At 71.9% G+C, this 16,468-nt stretch carries 13 protein-coding genes; 1 reads left to right on the forward strand and 12 read right to left on the reverse strand.

Annotation, left to right across the window (positions count from 1 at the left end; translation table 11 throughout):
• Nucleotides 1-46: 46 nt before the first annotated feature.
• The 5 genes from F5972_RS02085 to fxsA all read right to left on the reverse strand — a co-directional run bounded on the left by F5972_RS02085 (nt 47) and on the right by fxsA (nt 5,426).
• Nucleotides 47-1,375 carry an HEXXH motif domain-containing protein gene (locus F5972_RS02085; RefSeq protein ID WP_150930497.1) on the reverse strand — a complete coding sequence of 443 codons (1,329 nt, stop codon included), beginning with the start codon at nt 1,373-1,375 and terminating at the stop codon, nt 47-49.
• Nucleotides 1,372-2,541 (reverse strand): FxsB family cyclophane-forming radical SAM/SPASM peptide maturase, encoded by a 1,170-nt coding sequence (locus F5972_RS02090; protein WP_225311099.1) that lies wholly within the window; start codon nt 2,539-2,541, stop codon nt 1,372-1,374. The genes F5972_RS02085 and F5972_RS02090 overlap by 4 nt, the downstream gene beginning before the upstream one ends.
• A 78-nt stretch (nt 2,542-2,619) precedes the next feature.
• Complete coding sequence (locus F5972_RS02095) at nt 2,620-4,266, reverse strand: nSTAND1 domain-containing NTPase (RefSeq protein WP_150930501.1); 1,647 nt, start codon at nt 4,264-4,266, stop codon at nt 2,620-2,622.
• A complete protein-coding gene (locus tag F5972_RS02100; RefSeq protein ID WP_150930503.1) occupies nt 4,263-5,144 on the reverse strand; it encodes an SIR2 family NAD-dependent protein deacylase in 882 nt (293 codons plus the stop codon). Before F5972_RS02100 ends, F5972_RS02095 begins: the two co-directional genes overlap by 4 nt.
• Nucleotides 5,145-5,258: 114 nt before the next feature.
• Entirely contained in the window at nt 5,259-5,426 is a 168-nt protein-coding gene (fxsA, locus tag F5972_RS02105) for an FxSxx-COOH cyclophane-containing RiPP peptide (RefSeq protein ID WP_191909899.1), read from the reverse strand.
• Nucleotides 5,427-5,611: 185 nt separating this feature from the next.
• On the opposite strand from fxsA, the gene fxsT reads away from it, so the two are divergent.
• On the forward strand, nt 5,612-8,107 hold the full coding sequence (fxsT, locus tag F5972_RS02110; protein WP_191909900.1) for an FxSxx-COOH system tetratricopeptide repeat protein: 2,496 nt from the start codon (nt 5,612-5,614) through the stop codon (nt 8,105-8,107).
• A 16-nt stretch (nt 8,108-8,123) separates the two neighbouring features.
• Here the strand turns inward: fxsT and F5972_RS02115 are convergent, their stop codons facing one another.
• The 7 genes from F5972_RS02115 to F5972_RS02145 all read right to left on the reverse strand — a co-directional run bounded on the left by F5972_RS02115 (nt 8,124) and on the right by F5972_RS02145 (nt 16,387).
• Complete coding sequence (locus F5972_RS02115; RefSeq protein WP_225311146.1) at nt 8,124-9,428, reverse strand: AbrB family transcriptional regulator; 1,305 nt, start codon at nt 9,426-9,428, stop codon at nt 8,124-8,126.
• A 176-nt stretch (nt 9,429-9,604) separates the two neighbouring features.
• On the reverse strand, nt 9,605-11,095 hold the full coding sequence (locus F5972_RS02120; RefSeq protein WP_225311100.1) for an AAA family ATPase: 1,491 nt from the start codon (nt 11,093-11,095) through the stop codon (nt 9,605-9,607).
• A gap of 54 nt (nt 11,096-11,149) precedes the next feature.
• Complete coding sequence (locus F5972_RS02125; protein WP_150930509.1) at nt 11,150-12,097, reverse strand: WD40 repeat domain-containing protein; 948 nt, start codon at nt 12,095-12,097, stop codon at nt 11,150-11,152.
• Between the two features lie 55 nt (nt 12,098-12,152).
• A complete protein-coding gene (locus F5972_RS02130; protein WP_150930511.1) occupies nt 12,153-13,292 on the reverse strand; it encodes a winged helix DNA-binding domain-containing protein in 1,140 nt (379 codons plus the stop codon).
• Nucleotides 13,293-13,340: 48 nt separating this feature from the next.
• A complete protein-coding gene (locus F5972_RS02135) occupies nt 13,341-14,474 on the reverse strand; it encodes a methyltransferase domain-containing protein (RefSeq protein WP_150930513.1) in 1,134 nt (377 codons plus the stop codon).
• A gap of 138 nt (nt 14,475-14,612) precedes the next feature.
• Entirely contained in the window at nt 14,613-15,728 is a 1,116-nt protein-coding gene (locus tag F5972_RS02140) for a sensor histidine kinase (protein ID WP_150930515.1), read from the reverse strand.
• Nucleotides 15,725-16,387 (reverse strand): response regulator transcription factor, encoded by a 663-nt coding sequence (locus tag F5972_RS02145; RefSeq protein WP_150930517.1) that lies wholly within the window; start codon nt 16,385-16,387, stop codon nt 15,725-15,727. Before F5972_RS02145 ends, F5972_RS02140 begins: the two co-directional genes overlap by 4 nt.
• Between the last annotated feature and the right edge of the window lie 81 nt (nt 16,388-16,468).

Genomic DNA, 16,468 nt, shown 5'->3' on the forward strand with positions numbered 1-16,468 from the left:
GCGCGTCGTCCGCCGCCGATGTGGCCGGACGGCTGTCGCCGGCGGCTCAGGCGACCGGGGCCACCGGGGCGGGAAGCTCGCCGTTGCGCTCGCGCCACGACGTGAGGTGCCGGTCGGCGGCCTCCCTGGCGATTGTCGCCGCGGCGGCCGGGACCGGTTCGCGGCGCCACTCGTCGAGCCGCCGCGCCATCCGGGCGACGAACCGCTCGCCGGGCGCGGTCAGGCTGCCGCTCGTGAGGAGGGTGCCCGACACCACGCGGGCCGCCTCACGCCACCGGGCGAACTCGGCCGCGGCGCTCACCGCGTCCGCACCGCTCTCGTGGTGCCGCTGCCGCCGCCAGAAGCCCGCGACGCCGAGGAACGCGTATGCCCCCTGCAGCAGGCCGCCGGCCGGCCGGGGGTCGTCGCGCCAGGGGGCGTAGTAGCGGGCGCCGTCGTCGGGCCGGGTGAGCGGCACGATGTCGAGCAGCGCGGACAGTTTGGCGTGCTGCGTCTCGTGGGCGAGCGTGACCGCCAGCGTCTGCGCGTCGGGGGGCGTGGACAGCGCGACGCAGCCGAACGTCTCCCGGGAGGTCGCGCTGGACAGGCCGCGCTCCGGCGGCGCGAGCGGGGTGAAGACGGTGATCGCCGCGGCGACCTCGTCGGCCACCCGGGGATGGTTGCGGGCCAGCAGGTCCCACGCCTCCTGGAGCACGCCCCGCCAGCGCTCCGCCTCCGGCTCGCTCAGACGGCCGCCCAGGTTGCCCGAGCCGGGCATCCGGTGCGGGTCGAGGTCGTCCACGAGCACCCGGAACCGCCGGCCGTCGCTCTCGGCGGACAGCGACCGCAGGCCCGTCCATCCCGGCTCCGCTCCCCCGATCCGTACGGCGAGGCCCTCCACGCCGACCTCGGCTCCGCCGGGAGCGGAGTGGACGGTCGCGGTGGCGGTCCGGGCCGCGCACTCGGCGGGCAGGGTGACCTGGCCCAGCGAGGGGAGCGTGACCACTCCGCCGGTCACCGGGACGTCGACCTCGCACGTCACACCGGCCCTGACCACCGCGGCGGCGGCGAGGGACGCGAACCGCTCGATCCCCTCGCCGGTGGCGACCGCGTGCCGGGCCCACGCCCCCACCGACGGATGGCGGAGCACCGCGGCCACCGCCTCGGGGTGATGCGCCTGGACGGCCGCCAGCAGGTCGTAGGCGCGGCGCGCGGCGGCCCACCGCGCGTGCCCGGCCCGCCGCGCCGCGTCCAGCACTCCCCGTACGAGCAGCAGGTGCTTGCTGTACTGGGCCGCGACCAGGCGGCCGACCGCCGGGGCGCCCCCCGCGCCCCCGGCGAGTTCGTCGAACGCGTCGGCCGGGATCCGGTGCTCTGTCAGCTGCGGTGAGATCATCGAGGTTCCTTGGGACGGGCCGACAGGTCGGCCTGGACGGCGGTCCCGATCCGGCGGATGAGCGCCAGCAGGTCGGGACAGTAGACCGAGGGGTTCTGGAAACCGCTGCCGTGCCGATAGCGATGGGCGTAGAGGCCGCCGCCGCAGATCCCGCCGACCGGGCAGGCGGCGCATTCGGCGGCGAGCGCGAGCGTTCCGATCTGCCGGGCGGCGGTGCCGGGGAGCAGCAGCAGGTCGTCGAAGGAGTGCGTGGCCACGTGCAGGCCGGTGCTCCCCGCGCCCTCGTACGCCGACTTGAGCAGGTCAGACTGCTCGATCTCCCCGTCGGTCTCGACGACCACCATGGCCGCCGGGGACAGGCCGACCTGCTCGGAGGCGGACCACCCGCCGAGCAGCAGATGGATGATCTCGCCGAACAGCCGCACGCGCGGAGCCCGGCCGGGCGCGGCGTACCAGCGGTCGAAGACCGCGCCGAGCCAGTCGGCGTACGGCGTGGCCGGCAGGCCGGCCGTACGGCCGGGTGGCGGAGCGGACCAGTTGCCGTGCGGCAGCAGGAAGTCGACGGCCGGCGGGCCGAAGCCGCACAGCGCCTCGTACGTCTCGGCGGGGTCGTTGCGCAGGTCGACGGTGCACAGCAGCCCGCGGAACAGGTGCCGGAACGCCGGAGAGGTCAGCCGGGTGAGCGCCGCGGCGGTGCGGTCGTAGCTGCCGCGGCCGTCGGCGGTGCGGCGGACCCGGTCGTGCGCGTCACGGCTCCCGTCGAGGCTCACCCCGAGGCCGACGCCGAGCGCGTCGAAAAGCCGCAGGTAGTCGTCGTCGAGAAGGGTGGCGTTGGTCTGCGCCAGGACGTCGACGCGGGCGGGCACCGCGGCCCGCAGGGTGCGGACGGCGTGCTCGATCTCGGCGGGCCCGGCCAGCAGCGGCTCGCCGCCGTGCAGGACCACCTCCACCGACTCGACGCCGTGCGCCGTCACGTGCTCGGCGATCCGCGCGGCGGTGGCCGCGACAGTGTCGCGGCTCATCCGCCGGGGACGGCTCCGCCAGGTCTGGTCGGCCATCTCGTACACGTAGCAGTAGGAGCACGCCAGGTCGCAGCGGCTGTGGATCTTCAGGATGAACTGCCTGAACGGGGTGGGCCGCCAGCCGTCCGCCAGCAGCGCATCCACGTCGAGAGTCGACGGCCACTCGGGCACCGCGGATCAGCCTCCACGCTGGGGCTCCTAAGGGTGCCCAGCATAGTGAGATCACGCCGTCTGCCGGAGCATTTCCCTCGCCTGCTTGAGCAGGTCGGGCGGCAGGCGATCGAGCACGCCGGTCACCACCTGCGCGGCGGCCTTGGGGGTGCCCGCCCTGACCAGCGCCTCGGCGAGGGCCAGGTGAGCGGCCATGTCATTGGGCGCCCAGCTCAGCGCGGCGGTGATGCGCTCGATCGCCTTCACATGGTCCCCCTGGCGCAGCCACAGCAGGCCGTCGGCCCGGAGCATCCGCGCCACGCCGTCGAACCGCTGGCGCTCGGCGTAGAGTTCGACCGCCTCCTCGCAGTATCGCCGCGCGGTTTCGTACTCGCCGTTCTCGACGGCCACCTCGGCGAGGATCTCGGCGGCCTCCGCCCGCACCCACGACTCGCCGAGGTCGGAGGCCCGCACCGCCTCGCCCGCGAGCCGCCGGGCCTGCTCCCACTTGCGGGTGGCCAGCGCGGCGCGGGCCGCCCGCAGGTAGGCCTCCGGGGAGTCGGAGCGGGAGATCGGCCGGATGAGCCGGTCGTGGGCGAGTTCGTACCACCGGATGCCCCGCCGGTGCTCGGCGCGCAGGATGTGCCGGTCCTCCAGGGCCCGCGCCACCGCGTTGGGCATGCTGCGGGTCTGCTGCAGTCCCTCGTAGACCATGTTGCGGGTGCCGTGCTCGGTGACGAACGTGTTGCGCAACCAGAACTTGATCTCGCCCGGCGACATGTCGAACTCCTCGGCCACCTCGGCGACCATCCGTTTGCAGAAGTCGTACAGGAACTCCTCCACGTCGGCGTACGCGCGGGCGTGCCGTTCGGTGATCTCGGTGACGCCGGGCGGGAGCGACTCCCAGAGCGCCGCGCAGACGACCTGCAACTGGACCGGCTCGACGGTGTCCAGCATGACCTTCGACTCGTGGCCGGCCTCGTCCACGATGACCGCCGTACGGAGGTCGTCCACGAGCAGTTCGGCGGCGGCGGGCGTGATCGTCCTGCCGGTGTGCCCGAGCGGCCGCGCCACCGCCTCACGGGCCGCCTCGGGGGTGAACGGCCGCAGGTGGAAGCGGGCCCGCGAGCCCTGCCCGAACGGCCGCTCGTACGGCAGGACGAGGAACAGATACTCCTCCCGCAGCGAGAGCAGCAGGTGCAGCCCGGTGTGCTCCTGTACGGCGGTGGTCAGCTGGTCCAGCAGCTCGGCCCGGTCCCGTTCCCCGGCCGGCCCGCCCTGGAACATCTCCTCCGCCTGGTCGACGGCCGCGAGGATCGGCATCGGGTCGCCGTACTCGTCGGTGCGCTCGGGCCGGGCCCGCAGGAACTCCGTCACCGTCAGACCGGCCGTCGTGCGCGGGTCCCGCTCGGGCGCCCAGCAGGACAGCAGCGCCGCCACGTACGGGTTGCCGCTGCTTTCCGGCGGCCGGGGCCGGGGATGGACCCTGGCGACCGGCAGCAGGTCGACCCGGCCGGGATCGAGGCGGGGCAGCACGCCCGCCTGGAGCAGCGACGTCTTGCCCACTCCGGACGCGCCGTAGAGGACGGTCAGCCCGGCCGCCTGCCACAGGGTGGAGATCTCCCGCGCCTCGCGGTCACGGCCGTGGAACAGAGCGCTCTCGTCGCGCTGGTAGGGGCGCAACCCCACGTAGGGGCGGACAGGTTCGGTCTCCGTCATGTCGTCCTCATTCTGTCCAGCAGCTCCTGGAAGAAGTCCTCGGTGCTCCCTATGTAGATGGAGATGCTCCAGCCGTCGAGGTAGCGCTCCAGGTACTCCTGCGCCTTGCCCGCGGCGCCGGCGACCGTCCCGCTCAGCTCCGGCAGAAGCTGGACGCTGACGTGCCGCCGCCTCCGCGTGAGCGGAACGGGCCGGATGAGGCCGTGGAAGAGCACCCGGAAGTTCCAGTCCTGCAGGCTGTAGCCCACGAACAGCAGGGGCCTTGTCGTCATCGCGGCGAGCACGGGGGTGGGCAGCGGCTGCCGCACCCCGGAGGCGCGGGCGTCGACCATGTTGACCAGATATTCGAGGTAGTCGTCCTCGGTGAGCACGAGCGACGCGGGGTCGTCCCAATGACCGTGGAGGTGATAGACCAGCGGCCGCCGGGACGTCGGCTCCAGCGCTTCGATGTCGTCCGCTTTCGTGTCCCACCAGGTCGAGGTGTACGTCTCCGGCGACTTGGGCTCCGCTTCGGACCGCTGCAGCGCCTGCGTCATGAAATCGTCGTAGTTGGTGGTGATGAACGTCGTGATGGGAAATTGCGCGAGCACCGTGTGCGGATCGAGCGCATTCGCGGCCTCACCGGCCGGATACCGCTTCAGATAATCGCAGATCTCGTGCTTGAGCTCGACCGAGTCCCGGCCCAGAAGCGCCACGTACTGCATCACCCGGGCCAGGTTGCCCGAGTCGGCGAACGGATACCGATACTCGTGCGCGAAATGGCGGCTGAGTTCACCGCCGGTGGGCAGCCGCCCGAAACAGGAACCCGCACCGAGAAGCGGCGTGCAGTCACCCCTGCGGAGCTGCTTGATCAGCCGTTCCCAGTCCGCATCGTTCACACGTCATCCCGGGGGTCGCCGCAAAGTCACCAGTTAAGTCGATTATGACCCACGATGACGGCAACGGACCGGCGATTGATTTGCGGACGGGCCGGATTATCCTGGCCGGAATGCTCAAATAGTCGATTGAAAACCGGCGTAGGGAACAGAACCATCCTCTTCCAGCAGACGGCGCAGGGCCTCCGACAGCGCCGGATTGTCCACCTGCCCGAGTTCGACCAGGCTGAGACCGGTCACATCGATCAGCCCACCGCTGTACCCACCATCGGCCATGTCGCCCATGACGCTCCTCGTCCGATAAACAGTGGACCCCATCTTCCCCCACGCGCACGGCGAGGTGCCACCAGTCTGACTCCTTGACTCTTCAATCCACGAGGTGTCGCGCTCTAAGCTTTGTCCAAACCAATCGAGCCCCGGCAAGGGATGGCAGCGTGTCGGTTTCGCACTTTTCGTCGGACTCTGGCCGCATGCCCGCGATTTGGGGCAGAGTCCCCCAGCAGAACAAGAACTTCACCGGACGCAAGGACCTCCTCGACAAACTGCGCGCCGACCTCATGACCGAGACCACGGCCGCCGTCCTCCCCCATGCCCTGCACGGTCTCGGCGGCGTGGGCAAAACCCAGCTCGCGATGGAGTACGCCCACCGCTTCCGGCGCGAGTACGACCTCGTGTGGTGGATCCCCGCCGACCAGCCCATGCTGGTCAAGTCGTCGCTCGCCGGGCTCGCCAGGGAGATGAAGCTGCCGAGCGCGGTCTCCGCCGGGATCGAGGACGCCGCCGAGGCCGTGCTGGACGCGCTGCGCCGGGGCGAGCCGTACGGCCGGTGGCTGCTCGTCTTCGACAACGCCGACGACCCCGAGCAGATCAACGACATCATCCCCCGGGGTCCCGGGCATGTGCTGATCACCTCGCGCAACCACAGCTGGCAGGGAGTGGTCGACACCGTCACCGTGGACGTCTTCCTGCGCGAGGAGAGCAAGGAGTTCCTGCTGCGCCGGGTGCGGCGAGGGCTGAGCGAGGAGCAGGCCGACCGGCTGGCCGACGCGCTCGGCGACCTCCCGCTCGCGCTGGAGCAGGCGGGCGCCTTCCAGGTCGAGTCGGGCATGTCCGTCGACGAATACCTGCGGCTGCTGCGGGAGCAGACCACCCGGCTGCTCGGGATCAACAAGGCCTCCGACTATCCGCTGTCGATGACCGCGGCGTGGGCGCTGTCGGTGGCACAGCTCAGGGGGAAGTCACCCGAGGCCGTGGAGTTGCTGCGCTGTTGCGCCTTCTTCGGTCCCGAGCCGATCCCGCGCGACGTGTTCGAGCCCCTGCCGGAGCCGTTCGCCGCCCAGTCGCGGATGGCCGACCTGTTCGCCGACTCGATCCGGGTGAGCGGAGCCGTCCGCGAGCTCGGCCGGTACGCGCTGGTCCGCATCGACTCCGAGAGCCGCACCCTCCAGGTCCACCGGCTGGTCCAGGCGCTGCTGCGCGACGAGCTCGACGATCCCGAACGGGCCGCGTTCCGGCGGGAGGTGCACCTGCTGCTGGCGGCCGCCGCCGCGCCGTACGAGGCGGACGACACCCAGTCCTGGCCGCGCTACTCCGGGCTGCTCGGCCATGTGGCCCCCGCCGACGTCGCGAGCAGTCATGATCCTCGCATCCGCTCCTTCGCCCTCAACATCGTCCGCTACCTCTACTCGTCGGGTGACTTCCTGTCGGCCCGGTCGCTGGTCGAGCGGTTCATCGAACGCTGGCGGGCCGACAGCGGAGAAGACGACCGGCACGTGTTGTCCGCCCACCGCCACCAGGCGATCGTCGTCAGAGAGCTGGGCGAGATCCAGGAGTCGTTCGACCTGAACCGGCGCGTGCTGGAGCGGATGCGGCACGTGCTCGGCGAGGACGACGGTGAGACACTGCTGCTCACCAACAGCCACGGGGCCGACCTCCGCTTCCGCGGCGACTTCCAGGCGGCGCTGGAGCACGACAAGGAGTCGCTCCGCAGGCACGAGGCGGTCTTCGGCCCGTCCCACCGGCGGACCCTGCGGGCCATGAACAACCTGGCCCTCGACTACCTGCTGCTCGGCGACTACGCGACGGCGCTGGAACTGCAGTCCAGGACGTTCACCCTGCAGAAGCGGTCGGGCTCCAGCAAGCAGAACGTGCTGGCCTCCTGGAACGGCCTGGCCCGGCTGCTGCGGCTCAACGGCGAGTACCGCCAGGCCTGCGACATCGGCGAGGACGCCTACGAGTACGGCGTGCAGGAGCTGGGCCGCGAGCATCCCTGGACGCTCCGGACCGCCAAGGACCTGTCGATCGCCAAGCGCCGGGCGGGCTACATCGAGGAGGCGCTGGAGCTGGCCCGCAGCACCTACGACCTGCAGGAGCGCATCTTCGAGGAGGTCGACCACCCCGACACCCTGGCCGCCGCCCTCTGTCTGGCCAACGCCCAGCGGGCCTACGGCGAGACCGGCGCGGCGCTCGAACTGCTGGAGGACATGACCACCCGCTATCCGCGCATGTACGGCGACGACCACCCGTTCAAGTACGGCTGCGACACCAACCTCGCGCTGCTGCTGCGGGTGAACGGCCAGGCGGAGCGGGCCAGGGACATGGACGCACGGGCGCTGAACGGATTCGACGGCCGCCTCACCCGGGACCACCACTTCTCCCTCACCTGCGCGATCAACCTCGCCAGCGACCTCGCCGCCCTGGGCGACGCCGAGGCGGCCAGCGAACTGGGCGAGGACACGCTGGCGCGGCTTCGAGCGCTCCTGGGCGAGAGCCACCCGCTGACCCTCGCCGCCGCCGCCAACCACGTGATCGACCTGCGGACGGTGGGAGACGACGAGGCGGCGGACACGCTGCTGGCCGACACCCTGGAGCGGTACGTCGGGGTCCTCGGCCCCGAGCATCCGGACGCCGTGGCGTCCCGCGAGGGCCGCCGGCTCGACTTCGACTTCGACCCACCCGTCCTCTGACCCGGCGCCCCCGGCGTCACGGAGACCCAGATCTCACGGAGGTGAGCCGCGCCCTCTGTGGCACGGGCCCGGAAGTCCCGGGAGCCCGCGCGGGGCCGCGGATCACGGAGAGGGCGAACCGGACCAGCAGCGGCGCGAGCAGCGCCATCACGAAGAGCCTGAGGCTCTGCACGCCGGAGATCAGGGACACGTCGGCGTCGGTGACGACGGCGGTGGTCATCACGGCGTTGATCCCGCCGGGCGTGGTGGCCAGGTAGGCGTCGGAGAACGGGACGTCCAGAATCCGCGCCAGCACCGCCGCGATCACGGCGCATCCCCCGCTCACCACCGCCGTCAGGGCGAGGAGCACCGGCAGCAGCGACCGTACGCGGCGCAGCGTGTGCCGGGTGAAACGCAGGCCGACGTCGAGGCCGACCAGGGTGAACAGGGCCGTTCTCAGCGCGCCCGCCGGGGCGTACGCCGGCGGCGCGTCCACCGGGACGATCTCCGTCAGCGTGCCGGTCAGGGTGACCAGCGCCGTGCCCAGAACGGTGAGGAGCATCGGTCCGAGCAGCGCCGGGCACGGCAGCCGCGTCTTCGTGCCCAGGAACACGCCGAGGGCCGCGACGACCGCCAGCACCAGGAGCCCCGCCGCCTGATGGTCGCCCGTGACGAGCCGTCCCCACTCACGGGCGGTGGCCGGCGCCTCTCGCGCGCTCGTTCCGCCGGCCATCCAGTCGATGACCACGGGAGCGGTGGCCGCGACCAGGCCGACCCGTAAGTACTGCATGAACGCGACCAGCCGGGTGTCCGCGCCGAGGTCCTCGGCGGAGGCGACCACGGCGGTGGAGCCTCCCGCCACCATGCCCAGGGTCGCGCTCGCCCGGTCGACTCCGGCGCGACGGGCGAGGATCGCCGCCGCGCCGACACCCAGGACGACGGCGGCTCCCGTGACGGTGGTGAGCGGCACCACGTCGCCCGCGGACTCCGCCAGGGCGTGCGGGTTCAGGTGCGTGCCCAGCAGGACCCCGAGAAGCGCCTGGGCCACCCGGTTCGCCCACCTCGGCGCCTTGTCGGGCATCACCCCGGCGAGTGCCAGGCAGAGACCCAGCGCCATCGGCACGAGCAGGTGCGGCGCGGGGATCCGCTGCCCTGCCAGTTCGGCCGCGAGGCCTCCCGCCGCGAGCGCGACCGGCCAGCGGAGCGCCCGTACGAGAGGTGGACAGGCCCGGGCCGTACGGCTCGCGCTCGGAAGGCTCGTGGAGAACGCGCCGGTCGCCGGACAGGGCAGATCACGAGAGCCGTCTGTCCGGATTGGAATGGATTGAGAACCGCTGAGCACCCTCAACGATGCGGCATCGCGGGCAAAGCCACCGTATGACCCGGCAATGCTCCGGTGTGGATTGCCCGCTCATATCGTCATCAGCGGGAGCGGTGAGGCCACAGTGGCAAACGGGGACGCCGATGCCCCGGGCCTGTGACCAATCGCTCACGACCCGCCGCAGGCGCCGATCGCGGTCAGCCGACGCCGTATATCTCGTTCAGACCGACCAGGCGGAGGCCCGCGTCGGACGCCGCCGAGGCCCGCAACTCCTCCGTGAACCCCGCACCGCCGTAGCAGGCCAAGGTCGTGGCGCGGGTGTCGTACCCCTTGGCGGCGAGGAGGTCGCGGGCGCGGGCCAGCCGTGCAACGTGGTGACGGCTCATCGTCTCACCCCACTTGACCTCCCCCAGGGACAGCAACCTGCCCGACCGGCCTCCGTCGGGAGGAGAGAAGACAGCCACGTCGATCTCTATCTGCGTACGGTTCTCCGGATCGTTCACGACGCCCGCGCCGACCGTGGCGGGGAAGCCGCCGTAAACCTCCTCGTCGGCGTCCTGGGCGAAGGCGCGGCACAGGGCCTCGAAGTGGGGGCCCACGATCTGGGCCAGGAAGGTCTCGCGCGCCGAGCCCCACACCGTCTCCCCGCGGTACGCCTCCAGTTCGGGCCACCTTCGGCGCATCACCCCCTCGTAGAAGGTGATCAGAGGCTCCACGATGCGGTACCGGGAACGGCCCGGGCGGAAGACATCCGGCTCACGGGTGACCAGCGCACAGTCTTCCAGCACGTTGAGAGGGTGCGTGATCTGATCCGACCTGCGTCCGATGTAGCTCGCGATGCCGCCGTTCGTGGTGTTGCCAGTGGCGATCGCCGCCAGCACGGAGTGGTAAAGCGCCGGATCTCGAATGTCCGACTCCTCCGCGAGCAGATAGCGGGCCTCGCGAAAGAGGGGTTTCTGCGGGTTCAGGACGCTTCTGACGACCCAGGAGTCGAAGTCGTCCAGGCCGGTGGGAGCGTCCCCCTGCGTGAACTCGTACCGGTAGGCGGGAGTTCCTCCGACGATCGAGTGGACCAGCACGGCCAGACGCGGGTCCGCGAGGCCCCAGAACCGCGCGGCGTCCCGATAGCCGAAGGGCTGGACGACCAGTTCGAGCCCGGCCCGCCCCCGCAGCGGCGCCTGCCCGGCGAGCAGGCCGCCCATCACCGCCATGGCCGATCCGCAGAGGACCAGGCGCGCGGAACTGTCCCGCCCGCTGCCGCCGGGGCCGAGTTCGCGCTGGATGATCGATGGCAGGCTCGGAGTCACCCTGGACAGGAATGGGAACTCGTCGACGACCACCAGGGTCGGCCGGTCGCCGCGGGACCTGCGGAAAAGCTCGGCTACCGCGTCGTTCCAGTCGCGGAACGGCCGATCGAGCGCCGCACGCGTGTGCCGTACCAGCGCGTCCCCGAAGAGCCGGAGCGACTCCGCCTCCGTGGCCTCGGTGGCGGCGAAGTACATGCCTCCGGTCTCCTCGGCCAGCGCCTGCAGGAGAAAACTCTTGCCCTGTCTGCGGCGCCCGCTGACGATCCCGAGCGTGGCTCCGTGCCCCGCCTGCGCTCCCGCCGACGCGAAGGAGGCGAGCCCCTGCCATTCCCGCACCCGATCGAAGACCCGCTCCGGCTTTGGAACCACTCCCGCCCCCACTCCGAGGTCCTTACAGAAGTATAGTTCCCGGAACCATGGTTCTGTGAGCCCCCGTCAGGTGGGGAGGACGTAGCCTCCCACGGAGGGCGGGATCAGGAAAGAGTCGATCCGCTTCAGCTTGTGCGTCGCGCGGTTCAACCGATACCAGGTGTGGAGCCTGCGCTCCTCGCCGCCGACCCGGCGGTCGGAGCGGGTCAGGACGTCGATGTGACCGGCCTTGTCCCAGCGCGTCCGCAGCGGGTTCTCCCCCGTACGGAGCCGGATGGGGATCGTGCTCTTCTTTCCGGTGGCGAGGTTGCGGGTGACGACCATGTTCCGGACGGTCTTGCCGGTCTTCGTCCACTTGGTGCCGGCCACGGTGACGCCGTCGGGGCCGAGGTCGCCGCGCATGTAGACGGATCGCCGCAGCTTCACCGACCACGTGCCGGTCGAGTAGAGCACCGCCGTACGGTTGTTGCCCGCCATCATCCGCCTGCCGTCGGGGCTGAAGTCCCAGGCCTGGTATCCCCTGGGCAGTGTGAAGACCTTCCCGGTGGTCGTGTCGGCGACCCGGTCGACCTCCCGTTCGGAGGCGTCGACGCCGAGCATGCTGACGTACCGCCCGCCCGGGGAAAGGATCAGCGAGTTCATCTGGAGGTCGTCCGGCCACGTCACCTTGGGGATCTCGCGCGCCCTGCCGGTGGCGGCCGTCCAGATCGTGAGCACGCCGTCCTTGCCGCTGAAATACGCCGCCCGGGCGCCGTCCTGGGAGACCGCGACGACGGCGGCGGCCACGTACTCGTCGTCGCCCACCGTCCTGCGCGCGCCCGGGAGCGGGACGACGCGGCCGTTGCTCAGCCACAGCTTCAACGGGCCGCACGGGTGCCGGCCGCCGTCGCTCTGGAGGCAGGAGCTGAGCCCGGCGTAGCGGATGACCGGCTTGGCCGCCGCTGCCTCGGCATGGGGAGTGATCGTGAGGGGGGCGGCGGTCACGACCGCGGCCAGGAGTACCCGGTACGGCATTCCGGCATCCTCGCACACCGTCGCGGATGTTCGGGGGCAGACGGCAAGAGATCGCTCAACCGGGGAGAACTCGCACCTCGGCGGCGGGCAGGTCGGCCCACCAGCGGTCGTACGCGCGGTAGAGCCGGTGATCGCGGCCGACCAGGAGCGCCGTCAGCGCCCGGGCCTCCTCCGCGAGCCCCTCCCACGCCTCGGCGGCCAACGGGTGGAAGGCGGTGGCCTCGATGCCGCCCTCGACCTGGCGCCACACACCGGCGACGTACCCGTCGACCAGGAGCGTCGGCAGCACGTCACCGTTCGCCCTGATCACGAGCCTGCGGTAGTCCGGCGGGAGGACCCGGCTCCGGTCGGCGTACGCCAGCAGGACGCTGTCCCACATGGCCATCAGCCGGGGAGGGGCGGGGGTGTCGGCGGCGGGCCGCGGCGCGCCCGGCACGTCGTACAGCTCCACGCCGCCGGGCCCCTCCAGCCGCTCCAGTACGGCGGAGAGCGCGCCCAGCGCCTCCCGGACCCTGGACCGCTGCACCAGGGCGAACTGCGCCACGTCCGCCACGGACGCGGGCCCGAACCCCTCCAGATAGCGGTGGACCAACGTCTGCAGGTGCTTGTCCGACAGGTCCCTGTCGTACGGCGTCGGCGGCGTCCCCGACGCGACGTACGACGGCCGGGGGCCGAACGACCACGGCCCGCCCATCGGGACGTGCAGCAACGGCGCGAACGACCGCACCGCCCACCACACGCCCTGCGGCGGGACCGCGAGCCGTCCGGCGAGCCAGGCCTGGATCTCGGCGTTGGTGCGGGGCCGGTCCGCGAACTCCAGCAGGTCGGGAAGGAGGGCGTCGGCGTCGGCGGCCCCGAGACCGCTCTCCGTGAAGCGGCGGTCGCCGAGCCTCGCGCCGCGCAGCGTCGGCTGCATGGCGGTGTGCATGGGCGGATGATCGTCGGCGTGCACCACGTGCAGCGTGATCCGCATCAGCGTCGCCTTGACCAGCGCCTCACCGGCGAAGGCGACGTCGAGGTCGGCCGGGTCGAAGGCGGCGAGCCGGTTCCACAACGCGATGTACGGCGAGGCGGGCTGCTGGGCCTGGAGCGCGACGACGCGCCGGACCGCGTCGACGACACCGACGGGCTCCCTCCGCAGCAGCAGTTGCCGGGCGAGCGTGGCGCGGTTGAGGTCTTTTGCCGTGATTGTCATGGTGCGCAAGGACTCTAACGCAGGGCGGTGCTCGCGGAGGGGCGGCGGTCAGGCGATGACGGCCTTCCACCGGCCACGCTCCAGCCGGATCGTGCCGTCAGGGCTGATCGTGACCCACGCCCCGTACAGGGGCAGGCTGCCGTCGGCGAGCCACTGATGGCGGATCCGGTCGAGGATGTCCCACAGACGCCGCGGCCCGCCCTGGTGCACGAGCGGGGCCTCGTCGCGTACGCCCTCGGCACGCGCCCAGGAGCCGTCCGCGTGGACCATCCACGCCGTACGCCGGCCGTCGTCACCTTCTTCGAACCAGTGCGCGATGCCCGGAGCGGTCACCTCCAGCATCGACCGGAGCTCCCACGCCTCGATCACCTCGACCATCGGGTATCGGCCGCGCCCGACGTCCTCGCCGTCCTGGTCGCGGATCTCCTCGAACCTGGCCAGGAGCCCGGGCGGATAGTCCTCGCCGTGCCGGGTCGTCATGAACCCGGCCCGGTCCCACTGCACCCGCCCGAAGGCGCCGCCGTCGTCCGTCCTGTCCGCGACGATTATGATCATGGTGTTCGCGATCGTCGTGACCAGGCGCCCGCCGGGACGCAGCGCCTCCAGCCAGCTCGCCGGGACCGGCCGTACGGACACCATGGCCGCGATCCGGTCGAACGTCCCCGGCAGGGGCCCGGTGGCGTCACAGGTGACGACCCGCGGGTGCAGGCCGATCGCGTCGAGCCGCTCGGTCGCGGCCGTGGTCAGGTAGGCGTCCAGGTCCACGCTCGTCACGTGCCGATCGCCGAGCCGCCGGGTGAGCAGCGCGGCGCCGTACCCGGAGCCGACACCGACGTCGAGCACGTCGACGCCGTCCTGGATGTCAGCGTGCTGGTACATGCGCACGACCAGGCCGGGCATCGTCGAGGACGACGTCGGCAGCCCGCCCGGGTGATCCTCGCCCGTGGCGTGGTCGGCGTGCGACGACCCCACCCGGGTCACCAGCGACACGTCGGAGAATGCCGCCTTCAGCCACTGCGGCTCGTCGGCCGGCCCGTCCCGCAACGTCCAGAGCCCTTCGCGGTGCTCCCACCACCTCGGGACGAACAACTGGCGCGGCGTGGTGGCCACCGGCTCGCGCCAGCGTGAGGCGGGCCGGGTGACATCGGCGGCGAGCCGGGCGGCGTGCTGTTCCCAGGTCATCGTTCCCTCGTCGTGTCCGGGTTACGGAAGCGCGGGTCGCAGGCAGGCCGGTCCGCCGTCGTTCACCGGCCGGCACCCTCTCATTGTCCGCGGCTCACCACTTTCCCGCGAGCTCCGGCCTCGCGCAGCCGTACCGCGTCAGGGGTGGTTCGGAGGGGTTCCGTGCGAGAACCGTACGGTGATGGTCAGGCCGCCTTCGGGGCGTGCGCCGGCGGCCAGGGTGGCGTGGTGAGCCTGGGTGACGGCGTTGACGATCGCGAGGCCGAGGCCGTACCCGTCGCCGCGGCCGTGACGCTCGGGCGCCAGTTTCTGGAAGGGCTGGAAAAGGCGCTGGATCTGGTCCCCGGGGATGATCGGCCCGCTGTTGGTGACCGTGAGGACCGCCTGCGTGCCGGAGGTCCGCGTGGTGACCTCCACATGCCCGTCCGCGTGGTTGTGGCGGACGGCGTTGTCGACGAGGTTGGCGACGAGGCTTTCGATCAGTCGCGGGTCCCCGGCCGTCAGCGCGGGCGTCAGGTGGCCGGCGAGGTCGATGCCCGCCTCCGCCGCCTGGCCGCGGCGGGAGGCGAGCACTCCTTCGACGACGTGGGCGAGGTCGAGGGTGTCCCAGCGGGTGACGCCGCGCTCGCTGGTGGCCAGGGCGAGCAGCGCGTCGACGAGCCGCTCCTGGTGTCCACCGAGAGCGAGGGCCTCCTGGCAGGCCGAGCGCAGTGTGCCGGCGTCGGCGTCGGGGTCGGCGAGGGTGACTTCGAGGAGAGTGCGCAGGCCGGCGAGTGGCGTGCGCAACTCGTGGGAGGCGTTGGCGACGAAGTGGCGTTGGGCGTCGAAGGAGGCTTCGAGCCGGGCGAACAGGTCGTCCAGGGTGTGGCCGAGTTCGGTCAGCTCGTCCGTGGGCTCGCCGAGGGCGAGGCGCCGGTGGAGGTTGCCCGCGGAGATGACCTTGGCGGTGGCGCTGATGGCGCGCAGCGGGTCCAGGAACCGGCCGGCGACGTACCACCCGAGAGCCAGGGCGACGGGGACCAGGACGACCAGGGCGACGGCGGATCCGACGAGGAGTTGGGGCAGGCCGATCCCGGGCTCCGTTCCGGTGATCGTGCTCGGTTCGGGCCCGCCTACGGGTCTGGTCTCCTGGATGCCGGCGAGCGGGACGTTGACGAACACGAGCGCCAGGGCCCCGGCCGCGTAGACGCCTGCCGCGTACGCGAGCGCGAGCCGCTTCCGCAGCGACCTCCTGGCGAATTGCCGGGAGGTCATGACGGCCCGATGCGGTAGCCGCCTTCGCGGATGGTCTCGATCACCGGCGGGTCGCCGAGCTTGGCGCGCAACCGGTGCATGGTGTGCTTGACGGCGCTGCTGAAGGGGTCGGCGGCCTCGTCCCAGACGCGTTCGAGCAGTTCCTCCGCGGAGATGACCAGGCCGGGCACGGCGAGCAGGCATTCCAGCAGGGCGAACTCCCGGGGGCTCAGGTCGAGGCGCCGGCCCGCCCGGGACGCGACCCGGCGGGCAGGATCGAGGGTGATGTCCCCGCAGGCCAGGGTGGGCGGCAGCGGCGGGGTGGCGCGGCGGGCCAGGGCGCGGACGCGGGCGACCAGTTCGGCGAACGCGAACGGCTTGGGCAGGTAGTCGTCGGCGCCGAGGCTGAGCCCGTCGACACGGTCCTCGACCGTGCCGGAGGCGGTGAGCATCAGCACCCGGGTCTCGCAGCGGCCGTGGGCGAGTCGCCGGCAGATCTCGTCGCCGTGGACACCGGGCAGGTCGCGGTCGAGGATCACCACGTCGTAGCGGGTGACGGCCAGGCGGTCGAGGGCGGCGGTGCCGTCGAGGACGACGTCGACGGCCATGCCCTCGCGGCGCAGCCCCGTTCCGACGGAGCGGGCGAGGATCTCGAAGTCCTCGACGACGAGGACCCTCACCGCCGCTCACCGCCGGTCGTCGTACGGGCGGGGCGGCCGGGTCGAGGTGCCATGTCTCCACGATGCCAGCTCCCCGGTCGC

The sequence above is a fragment of the Microbispora cellulosiformans genome (assembly GCF_008728085.1).
Taxonomy (GTDB): Bacteria; Actinomycetota; Actinomycetes; order Streptosporangiales; family Streptosporangiaceae; genus Microbispora; species Microbispora amethystogenes.

Coding starts and splice junctions, on each gene's coding strand:
- F5972_RS02085 (WP_150930497.1), bottom strand. CDS start 1,375: ATGATCTCACCGCAGCTGACAGAGCACCGGATCCCGGCCGACGCGTTC.
- F5972_RS02095 (WP_150930501.1), bottom strand. CDS start 4,266: ATGACGGAGACCGAACCTGTCCGCCCCTACGTGGGGTTGCGCCCCTAC.
- fxsA (WP_191909899.1), bottom strand. CDS start 5,426: ATGGGCGACATGGCCGATGGTGGGTACAGCGGTGGGCTGATCGATGTG.
- fxsT (WP_191909900.1), top strand. CDS start 5,612: ATGCCCGCGATTTGGGGCAGAGTCCCCCAGCAGAACAAGAACTTCACC.
- F5972_RS02125 (WP_150930509.1), bottom strand. CDS start 12,097: ATGCCGTACCGGGTACTCCTGGCCGCGGTCGTGACCGCCGCCCCCCTC.
- F5972_RS02130 (WP_150930511.1), bottom strand. CDS start 13,292: ATGACAATCACGGCAAAAGACCTCAACCGCGCCACGCTCGCCCGGCAA.
- F5972_RS02135 (WP_150930513.1), bottom strand. CDS start 14,474: ATGACCTGGGAACAGCACGCCGCCCGGCTCGCCGCCGATGTCACCCGG.
- F5972_RS02140 (WP_150930515.1), bottom strand. CDS start 15,728: ATGACCTCCCGGCAATTCGCCAGGAGGTCGCTGCGGAAGCGGCTCGCG.